Annotated in this window: 12 protein-coding genes; 4 read left to right on the top strand and 8 right to left on the bottom strand. The window is 71.0% G+C overall.

What is annotated here, in order from left to right; genetic code table 11:
- The first annotated feature begins 4 nt into the window (after positions 1–4).
- Positions 5–946, top strand: a complete 942-nt coding sequence (locus tag M3M27_RS17895) for an alpha-E domain-containing protein (RefSeq protein WP_140726304.1) — start codon at positions 5–7, stop codon at positions 944–946.
- Positions 947–1,247: 301 nt separating this feature from the next.
- Positions 1,248–3,425 (top strand): glycoside hydrolase family 3 N-terminal domain-containing protein, encoded by a 2,178-nt coding sequence (locus M3M27_RS17890; protein WP_434026484.1) that lies wholly within the window; start codon positions 1,248–1,250, stop codon positions 3,423–3,425.
- A 202-nt stretch (positions 3,426–3,627) separates the two neighbouring features.
- Here the strand turns inward: M3M27_RS17890 and M3M27_RS17885 are convergent, their stop codons facing one another.
- The gene (locus tag M3M27_RS17885; RefSeq protein ID WP_434026483.1) at positions 3,628–4,785 is read right to left on the bottom strand and encodes a PQQ-dependent sugar dehydrogenase; all 1,158 of its coding nucleotides are present in this window, start codon (positions 4,783–4,785) and stop codon (positions 3,628–3,630) included.
- Positions 4,786–4,936: 151 nt separating this feature from the next.
- Here M3M27_RS17885 and yiaA point away from each other — a divergent pair, with 151 nt between their 5' ends.
- Entirely contained in the window at positions 4,937–5,374 is a 438-nt protein-coding gene (yiaA, locus tag M3M27_RS17880; RefSeq protein ID WP_140726314.1) for an inner membrane protein YiaA, read from the top strand.
- Between the two features lie 19 nt (positions 5,375–5,393).
- On the opposite strand, the gene M3M27_RS17875 is transcribed toward yiaA, so the two are convergent.
- Entirely contained in the window at positions 5,394–5,720 is a 327-nt protein-coding gene (locus tag M3M27_RS17875) for a hypothetical protein (RefSeq protein ID WP_434026482.1), read from the bottom strand.
- Positions 5,721–5,865: 145 nt separating this feature from the next.
- On the opposite strand from M3M27_RS17875, the gene M3M27_RS17870 reads away from it, so the two are divergent.
- The gene (locus M3M27_RS17870) at positions 5,866–6,369 is read left to right on the top strand and encodes a hypothetical protein (RefSeq protein ID WP_434026481.1); all 504 of its coding nucleotides are present in this window, start codon (positions 5,866–5,868) and stop codon (positions 6,367–6,369) included.
- Here M3M27_RS17870 and M3M27_RS17865 read toward each other — a convergent pair.
- The 6 genes from M3M27_RS17865 to M3M27_RS17840 all read right to left on the bottom strand — a co-directional run bounded on the left by M3M27_RS17865 (position 6,362) and on the right by M3M27_RS17840 (position 12,929).
- On the bottom strand, positions 6,362–6,859 hold the full coding sequence (locus tag M3M27_RS17865; protein WP_434026480.1) for a hypothetical protein: 498 nt from the start codon (positions 6,857–6,859) through the stop codon (positions 6,362–6,364). The two genes, M3M27_RS17870 and M3M27_RS17865, sit on opposite strands and share 8 nt — an antisense overlap.
- Positions 6,860–6,955: 96 nt before the next feature.
- Positions 6,956–8,251, bottom strand: a complete 1,296-nt coding sequence (locus M3M27_RS17860; protein WP_140726329.1) for an APC family permease — start codon at positions 8,249–8,251, stop codon at positions 6,956–6,958.
- Positions 8,248–9,018 (bottom strand): L,D-transpeptidase family protein, encoded by a 771-nt coding sequence (locus tag M3M27_RS17855; RefSeq protein ID WP_434026479.1) that lies wholly within the window; start codon positions 9,016–9,018, stop codon positions 8,248–8,250. Before M3M27_RS17855 ends, M3M27_RS17860 begins: the two co-directional genes overlap by 4 nt.
- Before the next feature lie 15 nt (positions 9,019–9,033).
- Positions 9,034–9,882, bottom strand: a complete 849-nt coding sequence (locus M3M27_RS17850; RefSeq protein ID WP_434026478.1) for a MurR/RpiR family transcriptional regulator — start codon at positions 9,880–9,882, stop codon at positions 9,034–9,036.
- A gap of 501 nt (positions 9,883–10,383) precedes the next feature.
- Positions 10,384–11,481, bottom strand: coding sequence for a dipeptide epimerase (locus M3M27_RS17845; RefSeq protein ID WP_140726338.1), 1,098 nt, complete (start codon positions 11,479–11,481; stop codon positions 10,384–10,386).
- Positions 11,478–12,929 carry an SH3 domain-containing protein gene (locus M3M27_RS17840; protein ID WP_434026477.1) on the bottom strand — a complete coding sequence of 484 codons (1,452 nt, stop codon included), beginning with the start codon at positions 12,927–12,929 and terminating at the stop codon, positions 11,478–11,480. Before M3M27_RS17840 ends, M3M27_RS17845 begins: the two co-directional genes overlap by 4 nt.
- Positions 12,930–12,947: the final 18 nt, after the last annotated feature.

The following is a 12,947-nucleotide window of genomic DNA, read 5'->3' as shown; positions in this document are numbered from 1 at the left end:
GCCGGTGCTTTCGCGCGTCGCCGACAACCTCTACTGGTTCAGCCGCTACCTGCGCCGCGCCGAGAACACCGCGCGGCTGGTCAGCGTGGGCAGCCTGCTGCAGCTGGACCTGCCGCGCTCGGTGCGCTTCGCGTGGCGGCCCATGATCGATACGGTCGGCGCGGGCGAGTTGTTCAACCTGTGGTTTCCCAACGCCGGCGACGACGTCGGCGATACCGACGTGGTGCGATTCCTGCTGCTGGACGAGCGCAATCCTTCCTCGCTGCGCAGCTCGCTGGAGAACGCGCGGGAGATCCTGCGCCGCATCCGCGACACGCTGCCGCAGGAGGCCTGGGAGGCGGTCAACGACCTGCACCTGCACATCGGCGCGGAGGGCGAGCGCTGCGTCGGCCGGCGCTACCGGATGGAATTCCTCAATCGCATCACCGACGCCTGCCTGAAGGTGTCCGGGCTGTTGACCGCCAACGTCAGCCGCGACATCGGCTTCCAGTTCATGCGCCTGGGCACGGCGATCGAACAGGCCGACATGACCACGCGCATCATCGACGCGGCCGCCTCCGGCCTGGTCACGCCGCGCCAGGCGGACGATCGCGAGGCGTACCGGAACATGCAGTGGATGAACGCGCTGCGCGCGCTGGCGGCCTACCAGATGTACCGCCGCCACGTGCGCCAGCGGGTCAGCGGCGAGCAGGCGCTGCGCTTCCTGCTGCAGAACAACGAATTCCCGCGCAGCGTGCAGTTCTGCCTGAGCCGCGCGGCGCACATCCTGCCGGGCATGCCGCCGCGGCCCGCGGTCGAGCGCGCATTGATGCGGGTGTCGGGGATGATCCGCAACGCCGATCCGGTGTGGTTGGCGGCGCACGAGCCGACGGTGTTCATGGACGAGATCCAGCTGCGGCTGGGCGAGCTGCACGGGGCGATCGCCGAGGCGTACTTCAGTTCGTAGGCGCGCGGGGACGAGCCGGGGTCCGTTTTGCACCTGTGGCGTTCGGTGGGTGGGAGCCTTGGTCGAGAACGCCCTTGTCGGGACGGAAGTCCCTCCCACGGGAGCGCTGCCCCCGAGGACCGGCTTCCGGTGTCCGGCCCGGCATCTGGATGCCGCTCAGTGCGTAAGCGTATGCTGGACGGCTGCGTTGCCCTGCGTCCGCCGCCCGCCGGCGGGGGCCGGAAAGGCGAACACAATTCACCCCTTGGCCTGCCCGGAAGGCTAGAATCGGCGGCCATGTAAACGTTTTCTCAAGGAAGCCATGGCTGCTGCTGACCGAATCGAAGCCCTGATCGCCCGCATGACCGTCGAGGAGAAGGTCGGCCAGTTGGGGGCATTCGCCGACATGGTGCGGCCGTTCGCTCCGGACGTGAACCCGGAGGCCAACGTGCGCAATGCCGACGAGGTGCTGGCCCAGGTCCGTGCCGGCCGGGTCGGCTCGCTGTTCAATGGCGTGGGCGCCGAGCTGGGGCGGCAGATCCAGAAGGTGGCGGTGGAGGAGAGCCGGCTCGGCATCCCGGTGGTCCTGGCGGCCGACGTGATCCACGGCATGCGCACGGTGTTCCCGATCCCGCTCGGCGAGGCCGCCAGCTTCGAGCCGGAGCTGGCCGAGAAGACCGCGCGCGCCACCGCGGTCGAGGCCACCGCCGCCGGCATCCACTGGACCTACGCGCCGGCGGTGGACATCGCCCGCGACCAGCGCTGGGGCCGCGGTGCCGAGGGCGCCGGCGAGGACACCGTGCTGGGCGCCGCGTTCGCGGTCGCGCGCGTACGCGGCTTCCAGGGTACGGACCTGCGCGCGCCCGATTCGCTGCTGGCGACCCCCAAGCACTTCGCCGCCTACGGCGCGGTCGCCGCCGGCATGGAGTACAACACCGTCGACATCGCCCCGCAGACCCTGCGCGACGTGCACCTGCCGCCGTTCAAGGCCGCCTTCGATGCCGGCGCGATCGCGGTGATGACCTCCTTCAACGACATCAACGGCGTGCCGGCCAGCGCCAACCGCGAGCTGCTGACCGATATCCTGCGCGGCGAATGGAAGTTCCCGGGCGTGGTGGTCTCCGACTACACGGCCGACATGGAACTGGTCGCGCACGGCTATGCCGCCGACGACCGCGACGCGACCCGGAAGGCGTTCCTGGCCGGGTTGGACATCAGCCTGCAGAGCGGGTTCTACGCCGCGCACCTGCCGGGCCTGGTCGAGAGCGGCGAGGTGCCGATGGAAGCCCTCGATGCCGCAGTGCGCCGCGTGCTGTGGCTCAAGGAGCGGATCGGCCTGTTCGACGATCCGTACCGCTCGCTCGACCCGGCGCGCGAAGCCGACGCCTCGCACATCCCGGCGCACGACCTGCTCGCGCGCGAGGCGGCCAAGCGGTCGATCGTGCTGCTGAAGAACGAAGGCGGCGTGCTGCCGTTGAGGTCGAGCGGCCAGAAGATCGCGCTGATCGGCCCGTTCGTGCGCGACCGCGACAACATCGAAGGCTGCTGGACGCTGTTCGGCGACAAGTCGCGCTACGTGACGCTGGAGGCCGGCATGCGCTCGGCGATCGGCGACCCGGCCGACCTGATCATCGAGCCGGGCTGCGGGATGGAGGAGGCGATCGACGGCGGCCTGCAGGCGGCGGTGCTGGCGGCGCAGTCGGCCGACGTGGTGGTGCTGGCGCTGGGCGAGCCGCAGCGCTACAGCGGCGAGGCGCAGTCGCGCACCGACATCGTGCTGCCGCCGGTGCAGCAGGCGCTGGCCGAGGCGGTGGCGGCGACCGGCAAGCCGGTGGTGGTGCTGTTGCGCAACGGCCGCGCGCTGGCGCTGGCCGGCGCGGTGCGCAACGCCGCCGCGATCGTGGTGACCTGGTACCTGGGCACCCAGACCGGCCATGGCGTGGCCGACGTGCTGTTCGGCCACTACAGCCCTTCCGGCCGCCTGCCGGTCAGCTTCCCGCAGGCGACCGGCCAGCAGCCGTTCTTCTACAACCACATGCGCACCGGCCGTCCGGAACTGCCGACGATGTCCGAGTACAAGGCACGCTGGCGCGAGATGTCGAACGAGCCGCTGTACCCGTTCGGGCATGGCCTGGGCTACACCACGTTCGAGTACGGCGTCCCGCGGCTGTCCAGCGAGAAGCTGGGTTGGGACGACACGTTGGTGGTGACCACGCGCCTGACCAACACAGGTGCCCGCGCCGGCGAGGAAGTGGTGCAGCTGTACGTGCACGACCGCGTCGCCAGCCGGGTGCGGCCGGTGCGCGAGCTGAAGGCGTTCCGCAAGGTGCTGCTGCAGCCGGGCGAGAGCACCGAGGTGGTGTTCTCGCTGGACCGCCACGCGCTGGCATTCACTAACCCCAAGGGCGAGTCCGGCGCCGAGCCGGGCGTGTTCGACCTGTGGGTGTGCGCCTCGTCGAAGAGCGGGGAGCCGGTGCAGTTCGAATTGCTCGCCGAGTGAGGCGGGCGGTCGCCGCGCCGCAATGCGGGCGCGGCGTAAACCGCGCCCGCGGTCCGGAGCGGGACAATGCCGACGCCGCTCCCGCATGTGCAGGAAAGACCGCTCTCGAGGTCCGCCCCGGCCCATGGGCCGGCGCGCGCGGGAGACTACGGCCGGTTCGCGGGCCGGGCACCGGCAAGGCTCGTCGCGGCGCGTGCCGCTCCTACGTGGTTCGGGCCTTCGGCGTGAGCTTCAACAAGCGCCCCCGGCTGCCGTCGCGTTCGTCCTCCAGCAGCCAGAGCGCGCCGTCCGGGCCTTGCTCGACCTCGCGGATGCGCGCGCCCATGTCGTAGCGTTCGGCTTCGCGCGCCTGCTCGCCATCGAAGGCCACCCGCACCAGCGCCTGCGAGGACAGGCCGCCGATGAAGCCATCGCCCTTCCATTGCGGGAACAGCGTGCCGCTGTAGATCACGAAACCGGCCGGGGAGATCACCGGGTTCCAGGTGATCTTCGGCGCGGCGAATTCCGGACGCGTGTCGTGGTCGGGGATCGGGCGGCCGCCGTAGTGGTCGCCATTGGAGACGATCGGGTAGCCGTAGTTGGCGCCGCGCTCGATCAGGTTGAGCTCGTCGCCGCCCTGCGGCCCCATCTCGTGCACCCACAGCCGGCCCTGCGCGTCGAAGGCGATGCCGAGCGCGTTGCGATGGCCCAGCGACCAGACCTGCGCGGCCACGCCGCCGCGGGACGCGAACGGGTTGTCGGCCGGTACCCGGCCGTCGTCCTCGAGGCGGACGATCTTGCCGAGGTTGCCGCCCATGTCCTGCGCCGGGTCGAACTTCTGCCGCTCGCTGGAGGTGATCCACAGCTTGCCGTCCGGGCCGAACGCGAGCCGGTGGCCGTAGTGGCCGCGGCCCTCGACCTTGGGCACCTGCCGCCAGATCACCTGCAGGTCCGACAGCGCGCCACCGCCGGCGTCGTCCAAGGCCAGCCTGGCGCGGGCGACCGCCGCGCCGCGGGTATCGCCTTCGCCGGCTTCGGCGTAGCTCAGGTAGATCCAGCCGTTGCGGGCGAAGTCCGGGTGCGGCAGCACGTCGCCGAAGCCGCCCTGGCCGCCGTAGGCCACCTCCGGGACGCCGGTGACCTCGCCGGTACGGCGGGTGGCCGGGTCGAAACGCTTGAGCGCGCCGCGCTTCTCGCTGACCAGCAGCGTGCCGTCCGGCAGGAAGCTCATCGCCCAGGGCTCGTCGAATTTGCCGAACTCGGTGGCGGCGAACGGCCATTGCGCGCGCGCCACCGCGGCCGGCGCGACCGTTTCGGCGGCGCAGGCGCCGGTGGACAGGGCAAGCAGGGCGGACAAGGCGATGATCGAAGCGCGGGTCATGGTCTCTCCGGAGGCAATCAAGGGATGGATTGGCGGACGGGGCGGCCGCGACGCCGGCGACGGATGCGCCGGCAGGGGAGGTGGTTTACCTTACACGCCCCGCCGGGCCCGTGAGGCCTCGGCATCGGCCACGGAAAACGGAGTTTCGATCATGCAGAACGTGTCACGGACCTCGCCGGCCTTCATCGCCGCCTCGTGGGTCGCCTTGCTGCTGGGCAGCGTGGCCTACCTGGTCGGCCTGTGGAACGCCCAGATGCAGCTGAACGAGAAGGGCTACTACTTCACTCTGCTGCTGTTCGGGCTGTTCGCCGCCGTGTCGTTGCAGAAGAGCGTGCGCGACCGGCTGGAGGGCGTGCCGGTCACCGCCCTTTACTACGCCCTGTGCTGGTTCGGCCTGCTCGCGGCGCTGGTGCTGCTGGCGATCGGCCTGTTCAACGCCACCTTGCTGCCGAGCGAGAAGGGCTTCTACGCGATGTCCTTCGCCCTGGCGCTGTTCGGTGCGGTGGCCGTGCAGAAGAACACCCGCGACGCGCTAGCGCAGCGCGAAGAAGGCGAGCCGGCGCAGCGCGTATCGCCGCCGCTGGACTGAGCCGGAGGATCCGGCCGGCTCAGCGCCGGCCGTCCTGCCCGGCGATCTCGCGGGCGCTCTCCCAACCCCGCCGGACCGCGTGGCGGGCCTTGCTCCACGACAGCGAGCGCGGGCCGCGCTGCGCATCCCAGTTGCGGTGCAGTTCCGGTTCGATCTCGTCGTAGGCGCGCTCCGAGCCCCGGATGCGCGCCTCGTGGCCGGCCAGGTAGGCCGGCTCGTAATCCTCGAACAGTTCGCCGTCGGTGTAGTACGGCTCGCCGTTGAAGCGTTCGCGCCAGTAGCGCGACACCAGTTCGCGGGTGCCGTCTTCCGGCACGCGCCCGGGGACCTGGTAGGAAACATTCATGGCGGCATTCCTCCGCGAGGACGGGCTTCCACCCTAGAGGGCCGGTGGTTAAACCCGGCGGCAGGACGGGTGACGGCGCAATGAAGCCCGCGGGCGCGCGGCGGCCGGTCGGCGTAGCATCGCCGCACCGCCCGAGGATTCCGCGATGGCTGCGCAACCGTTGACGATGCTGACGCCGTACCTGGCCATGGCCGGCGTGGGCTGGCTGTACTACCGCCGGCTGCGGCGCCATTTCGGCTACCAGCGCTGGCAACCGCGGCGCACCTGGTTCCGGGTGGCCTTGTTGGGCGTGGTGATCGTGTGCCTGGCGCTGGTCGGCTGGGCGCTGCCGCGCCTCGTGCCCGGCATGGCGCTGGGCGCGCTGGCGGGCGTGGCGCTCGGCCTGCTGGCCCTGCGCCATACCCGCGTCGAGTTGCGCGACGGCGTGCCCGGCTATACGCCCAATCCGTGGATCGGCGGTGCGCTGAGCGTGCTGCTGCTGGCGCGCCTGGCCTGGCGCTGGAGCCAGGGCGAGCTGTCCGGCGGCCTGCAGCAGCCTGCGCAGGCCAGCCCGCTGACGCTGGCGCTCGCCACGGCGCTGGTCGCCTACTCGCTGACCCAGTGCATCGGCCTGCTGGGCCGGATGCGGGCGCTGGCCGCGGTCAGGTAGCGGCCGAGGCGGCTTCGTAGGGCAAGGCGGTGGCGCCGGCGGACAGGATCGCCGGCTCGGCGGACGCGAGTACGTCGTCCTCGGCGTCCACCACCAGCAGGATGCGGCCGGCTTCGATCTCGCCCTCGAAGCGGCGCCGGACCGGATCGGGGACGGTCGCGCCCACCAGCGCCGAGGACCAGGTGCCCACCAGGGCACCGGCCAGGGTCATCACGCCGACCCCGGCCAGGGTGAGGCCGAGTGGCGGGACCGCCACCGCGACCAGCCCGGCCAGGAGGCCTGCGGCCCCGCCGCCCGCGGCGCCGCGCAACGCCGCGGGCAGGAAATCCGTCCTGGCTTCCTTGCGGTCGTCGGGTATCGCCTGCAGCTCGATGTTCGAGCGTGCGATCAACGACAGGGCGTCGTTGTCCACGCCCGCCTCGCGGGCCGACTGCAACGCGCGCTGTGCGGTGTCCACGTCGGGTGCGCTGTAGACACGGCGGGTCTTCATCGAGGCTCCTCCGCATCGGGACGATGCGGCCACCTTCATCGGCGCGGGGTTACCGGCCCGTGATGCGGCGTGAGCCCCGTGCGAGGGCGCCGGGGCCTAGCGCCGCGGGAACAGGTAGATCACCGTCCCCACCAGGATCGCCACGGCGGCGGCGAGCAGGTTCTGCCAGCTCGCGCTGGCCAGCAGCGCCAGCGTCAGCAACAGCGCCAGCACCGGGATCAGCGGGCCGCCCGGCAGGCGTACCGCGTCCTTGCGGTCGCGGTAGCGGCGCGCCAGCACCAGCACCGCCGCGGCAGTGCCGAGATAGGCCAGCAGCCGGGTGACCATCGACAGCAGCGCGAGCTGCTCGAAGGAACCGCTCAGCGCCAGCGCCAGCGAGATCGCGAACTGGATCAGCACCGCCACGTACGGCGTACGGAAGCGCGGGTGCACCGCCGCCACCCATTTCGGCCCGTAGCCGTCCTGCGCCAGCGCGAACAGGAAGCGCGGCCCGAGCATCACGGTGTTGCTGGTGGTGCCGAGGATCGAGATGGTGGCGCCGACGGTGAGCAGCAGCGCCAGCCCTTCGCCGCCGAAGCGCGCGGCGGCGTCCGCCAGCGGCGTGGCCGAGTCCGTCAGGTTCGGCAGCGTGCCCTGCGCGACCACCTGCACCAGCACGTAGAGCGAAGTGACGGTGACGATCATCACCATCAGCGCGAACGGCACGTCGCGGCGCGGATTGCGGTACTCGCCGGCGGCGGCCGGGATGTTCTCGAAGCCGGCATAGGCGAACAGCAGCAGCAAGGCGGCCTGGCCGAGATTGCCGTAGTCGTGCAGGTCCGGGCGCGGCCCGCCCAGCGCCTGCCCCCAATCGACGTAGAACAGCCCGAGCGCGACGAACACCAGCAGCGGCACCAGCTTGCCGATCACGAGGACCACCCCGGTGCGCGCGGCCGAGCGCACGCCGATCACGTTGATCGCGGTCAGCGCGCCGAGCGAGCCGACCACCACCAGCAGGCGGCCGCCGCCCTCGGCCGCGGCCGGCCAGAACCGCGCGACTGCATCGGCGAGTGCGTTGCCGAGCGCGGCGGCCGAACTGATGCGGGTCAGCCAGATGGTCCAGCCGACCTGGAAGCCGGCGAAGGGCCCGAATGCCTCGCGCGCGTACAGGTAGCTGCCGCCGGGCTTGTCGAAATAACTGGCGGCCTGCGCATAGCACGACACCAGCAGCGCGACCGCGAGCCCCGCCAGCACCACCGACGCCAGGCTGAAGGCGCCCAGGTGCAGGAACACCAGCGCCGGCATCAGGTAGATGCCGCTGCCGATCACGTCGTTGATCGAGAGCCCGACGATCTGCCAGCGGCTGACCGCGCGCAGCAGTTGCGGCTTGTCGCCGGTGGCGGGGGCGCTCATGGCCGGGCCTCCAGCGCCGGCAGCGCCCAGGCGCGTTGCAGCCGCCTGTATTCGGCCTGCGGCAGCAGCACGAAGCGCGGCCGGGCCGCGGGGTCGAGCCAGGCGAGCAGGCGCTGCATGTCGGCCGGTTCCATCGCGGTGCAGCCGGCGGTGGCCTCGCCGGGCGTGCGCCACAGGTGGGCGAAGATGCAGCTGCCATGGCCGGGCACGGCGCGCGGGTTGTGCTGGATCACGAAGCCTTCGCGATAGCGGATGTCGCCGTCGCGGTGCAGGTCCATCCGCATCGGTTCGCTGGAGCCCTCGACCGCATCCGCGCCCACCTGCGCGGCATCGACGATGCGGTTGTAGAGCGGCGAATCCGGCACGTCCATGCACCAGTGCGTGGCCCGCATCGCCTGGTAGGGCATGGCGCTGTCGATGCGGTCGGCGTAGCCGAACGCAGGCCCGAGATCGAACACGCCGGCCGGACTGCGGCCATCGCCCTCGCGTTTGCGCGGGCCGCTGGACTGCGGCGGGTGGACGCCGTCGCCCCAGGCGCTGCCGTTGCGCCCGACCGCCACCGCGAACGCCGGGGCCGCCGCGCGCCAGCCGTCGCCCTGCCGCTCGAAGGCATGCAGCTCGCCCCGGGGCGCGTCCCAATCGGTGGTGACCACGACCACGAGTTGCCGGGCGGCCGCGGTCGGCGCGGTGGCGGCCAGGGCCGGGGCGCAGGCGAGCATCGCCAGCGGGGCCAGCAGGCGCAGCAGCAGGAAGGCGTGGCGGATCATGCGGGCTCCGGGGCGTCAGGATTCGAGCAGGCGCTGTACCCGCGCCAGGTTGGTGGCCAGTTCGTGGTGTCGGCCCGGGTTGGCCTGGCACAGCAGCACGAACACGAAGTCGAGCAGGTATTGCAGGGAGGCACGATAGAGCAGTTGCGCGATGTGCGCGGCGGGGTCGTGCGCGGAGACCGCGAGCGAGGCGTCGGCCATCGCGCGCAGCGGGTTGGCGGTGTGGCGGGTGATCGAGACCAGCTTGCCGCCGGCGGCCTTGAACTCGCGGGCGACGTGGGTGAGCTGGGGCAGCTGGCCGAATTCGGAGAACATCAGCAGCACGTCGCCGTCGCGCACGGCGGAGAGGTTGGACATCAGCAGGATCGGGTCGGCGTGGTGCACGCTGAGCACGCCGAGCAGCGACAGGCGCATGGCGAACTCGCGCGCGAACAGGCCGTCGTCGCCGATGCCGCAGACGAACACCTTGCCGGCCCGGTCGAGCAGTCCGACGATGGCCTCGACGTCGGGCCGCGGGTTGAGCAGGCGGGTTTCTTCCTCGGAGGCGGCCTTGCTCTCGCGCAAGGCCAGGTCGAGGCGGTGGTAGGCGTCGCCGTTCTCCTCGCGCGCGGCCTGGCCGGGCGCCGGGTTGCCGGCGCGCGCGACGGCCTCGCCGATCGAGTACTTCAGGTCGGGGTAGCCCTTGAAGCCGAGCTTCTGGCTGAACTTGACCACGCTGGACTGGCTGATGCCGAGGGCGCTGGCCAGTTGCTGGGACGAGTAGTCGCGCAGCAGGTGGGCGTTGTCGAGGATGAAATCGGCGATGCGGCGTTCGATCGCCGACATGCCGTCGCGCTCGGAGCGGATTTTCACCAGGGGCGGCATGGGAGGGATGGGGTCTCCGCGTGGCATCGGGTCAATCTAACGGTTTTGGTGGTATCGCTGTTGCTTATCTTCCGCGGCAGCGGCGTCGTAGTCGATGAAACTGCTTTTTCGCCTTTCGGCGAGTCACTTTTCTTTGCATGTGCAAAGAAAAGTAACCAACCTTCGCGCCCGCAGCTGTGCTGCGCGTCCGCGGAGTCAATGGGATTTTCGGACGCGACCTCCTGTCGCGGCCGAAAACGGCGCACTCGTCCGCTACGCGGACGAGCCCGGGGCATTCGCCGCGCGGCGAATGCCCGCCCGCCGGGGCGAAGCAGTGCTTCGCCTTTTCCGGCGAGCCCATGTGTCCCGCCCTTCGGGTTTTTCCCATTGTCTCCGCCGCTGCGGAGGGGCCCTGGCAAGTCACAAGCTCAAAGCAAAATCACGAGCAACAGCAACAGCAACAGCAACAGCAACAGCGCTGCGCTGCGCGCTCGCAGCATGCGGCTTACGGGCGCGGCTAGGTCACGGCTTCAACATCTCCAGCCCGCGGATCTCGCGGATGCCCAGGCCCGGCGCGTCGGTGATGCTGATCTCCGATTCGTTGAAGATCACGCCGCCCTCGACGGGATTGAACTGGCCCAGCGACGGGCCGTCCAGGTCGACCTTGGTGATCACGTCGGACTTGGCCACCGCCAGGTGCACCGCCGCGGCGACGCTGATGCTCGACTCGATCATGCAGCCGATCATGCACGGCACGCCGTACAGGCCGGCGATGTCGGCGATGCGGATCGCGTTGGACAGCCCGCCGGTCTTCATCAGCTTGATGTTGATGATGTCCGCGGCGCGCTTGCGGATCAGCTCGAACACCTGCTGCGGCGCGAACACGCTCTCGTCGGCCATCACCGGCGTGTTGACGCGCTCGGTGACGTACTTGAGCCCGTCGATGTCGGCGGCCTTGACCGGCTGCTCCAGCAGTTCCAGCACCACGCCGGCGTCTTCGAGCGCGCGCATCGCGTGCACCGCCTGCTTGGCGGTCCAGCCCTGGTTGGCGTCCAGCCGCAGCAGGGCGCGGCCCTCGACCGCGGCGTGGATCGCCTTGACCCGTTCCACGTCCAGGCCGATGTCCTTGCCGACCTTGATCTTCAGCGAGTCGAAGCCGCGCTCCACCGCCGACAGCGAGTCGGCCACCATCTTGTCGATGTGGTCCACGCTGATGGTGATGTCGGTGGTGATCACCGGGTCGCCGCCGCCGAGCATCCGGTACAGCGGCGCGCCGTACAGTTGCGCCCACAGGTCGTAGACGGCGATCTCCACCGCCGCCTTGGCGCTGGTGTTGCGTTCCATCGACGACTGCACCAGCGCGGTGATGCGGTTGAGGTCGGCGATGTCCTGGCCGATCAGGCGCGGCTTGATGTGGCGCTCGATCGCCTCGACGATCGAGCCCAGGGTGTCGCCGGTGATCGGCGGCGTCGGCGGCGCCTCGCCATGGCCGACATGGCCGCTGTCGGTGCGGATCAGCACCACCACGTCCTCGACCGTTTCCACGGTGCGCAGGGCGGTCTTGAACGGCGTCTTGAGCGGCACGCGCAGCATGCCGAGCTGGATGTCGGTGATCTTCATTCGTGGGTGCGGGGTCGGATGCGCTGGATGTTGGTGATGAGGTCGACGTAGTCGCTGGTGTCGCTGGCCAGCATCGGCTCGAGCGGGGTGACCGACACGCCGTTGAGGTGGCCGGCGACGCGCTTGCCGTCCGGGCCGGCCCAGCCGCCGCCGGCGGTGTCGTGGATCATGTAGGCCAGGCCGCCATCGTGGCCCAGCGCGACCATCACGTGCCCCGGGATGTAGACCAGGTCGCCGACCTGGAGGCGCTTCACCGCCGCCATCCGCACGGCCTTGCCGTCGCGCTTGTCGAAGGCGATGCGGTCCAGCGCCGGACTGACCGCCTGCGCGCTGGTGTTGCGCGGCATCAGCACGCCGAAGCTGCGGTAGATCTCCGAGACGAAGCCGCTGCAATCGCGCGTGCCGTAGTCGTGGCCCCAGCCGTAGCGCTCGCCCAGGAACTTGAAGGCCTGCGCGACGAGGTTGCGCGGGGTCAGCGGCAGGTAGTCGGCGGCGGTGTCGGCGGTGCGCGGCAGCAGCGCCGGCACCAAGGCCAGGCTGCCGTCGTCGTTGCGGACCGGCAGCTGGATCACCCATGAGGTGTAGGGCATCTGCCCGTTGATCGGCTGCCCGGGTGGCCAATCGGCCAGCACCGGCACGCGCACGCCCATGTCCAGTTGCAGGCGCGAAACCTGCGGCTGTTCCGGCGTGTAGGCGGTGAACGCGGTGGCGCCGGTGACGACGCGGTAGGGGCCTTGCCGGCCGTAGCCGAACACCTGCTCGGCGCTGCCGAGGGCGACGTTGCGCTTCTCGGTCCAGGCGAAGTAGCGCTCGCTGGCGACGAACAGCCACTGGCCGTCGCGGCTTTCGTGCAGCACGGCGACCGCATCGCCCGGGAACAGCGCCGATTCCTGGAAGCGGTCGATGTCGGTGTCGCCGACGCGGCTGAACGCCCGCAGGGCGGTGGGGAAGGTGCGCAGCGCGGCGCGGCGCGTCACCAGCCCGTATTGCAGCGGGCGCGCGGCGGGCACGGCGTCGAGCGCCAGCGCGTCGACCAGGCCGTCGAGCGTGGCCGCGTCCAGAGGCCGGCCCTGCGCGTCGTAGAGCGTGCGTGCGGGACGCGCGGAGAGCTTGCCGACCTGTTCGCGCACCCAGGCCGCCGGCAGCGGCGAAGGCAGCGCGCGCAGGTCGTGGATGGCCGGGTCCCGTTCGCGCATGCGCGCGTTCTGCGCGGCGATGCCGGCGCGGTCGAGGATCACCCGGTCGGGTTCGGGCTGGCGCGCGATCCAGTAGTCCGGCGACAGCTGCGCGGGCGCGACCGCCACCACGCCGGTGGCCGGATCGATCGCCGGCGCCGGGACGGCGGCCTGGCAGGCGCTGGCGGGCAGCAGGCAGGCGGCCAGCAGCCATCCGGCCGCCGCGCGCGTCCAACGGAGGATCCCGCGGCGTGGTTTCGCTTGAATCGTCATGGCAGCCCCCGAAGCGTG

It is taken from the genome of Xanthomonas boreopolis (assembly GCF_046529185.1).
Lineage (GTDB): Bacteria > Pseudomonadota > Gammaproteobacteria > Xanthomonadales > Xanthomonadaceae > Pseudomonas_S > Pseudomonas_S boreopolis.
This window is presented reverse-complemented; position numbering and strand designations above follow the sequence as displayed.

Bases quoted from the DNA above. Each gene is read 5' to 3' on its own strand.
- M3M27_RS17890 (WP_434026484.1), top strand. From the start codon at position 1,248: ATGGCTGCTGCTGACCGAATCGAAGCCCTGATCGCCCGCATGACCGTC.
- M3M27_RS17885 (WP_434026483.1), bottom strand. From the start codon at position 4,785: ATGACCCGCGCTTCGATCATCGCCTTGTCCGCCCTGCTTGCCCTGTCC.
- yiaA (WP_140726314.1), top strand. From the start codon at position 4,937: ATGCAGAACGTGTCACGGACCTCGCCGGCCTTCATCGCCGCCTCGTGG.
- M3M27_RS17875 (WP_434026482.1), bottom strand. From the start codon at position 5,720: ATGAATGTTTCCTACCAGGTCCCCGGGCGCGTGCCGGAAGACGGCACC.
- M3M27_RS17870 (WP_434026481.1), top strand. From the start codon at position 5,866: ATGGCTGCGCAACCGTTGACGATGCTGACGCCGTACCTGGCCATGGCC.
- M3M27_RS17865 (WP_434026480.1), bottom strand. From the start codon at position 6,859: ATGAAGACCCGCCGTGTCTACAGCGCACCCGACGTGGACACCGCACAG.
- M3M27_RS17860 (WP_140726329.1), bottom strand. From the start codon at position 8,251: ATGAGCGCCCCCGCCACCGGCGACAAGCCGCAACTGCTGCGCGCGGTC.
- M3M27_RS17855 (WP_434026479.1), bottom strand. From the start codon at position 9,018: ATGATCCGCCACGCCTTCCTGCTGCTGCGCCTGCTGGCCCCGCTGGCG.
- M3M27_RS17850 (WP_434026478.1), bottom strand. From the start codon at position 9,882: ATGCCGCCCCTGGTGAAAATCCGCTCCGAGCGCGACGGCATGTCGGCG.
- M3M27_RS17845 (WP_140726338.1), bottom strand. From the start codon at position 11,481: ATGAAGATCACCGACATCCAGCTCGGCATGCTGCGCGTGCCGCTCAAG.
- M3M27_RS17840 (WP_434026477.1), bottom strand. From the start codon at position 12,929: ATGACGATTCAAGCGAAACCACGCCGCGGGATCCTCCGTTGGACGCGC.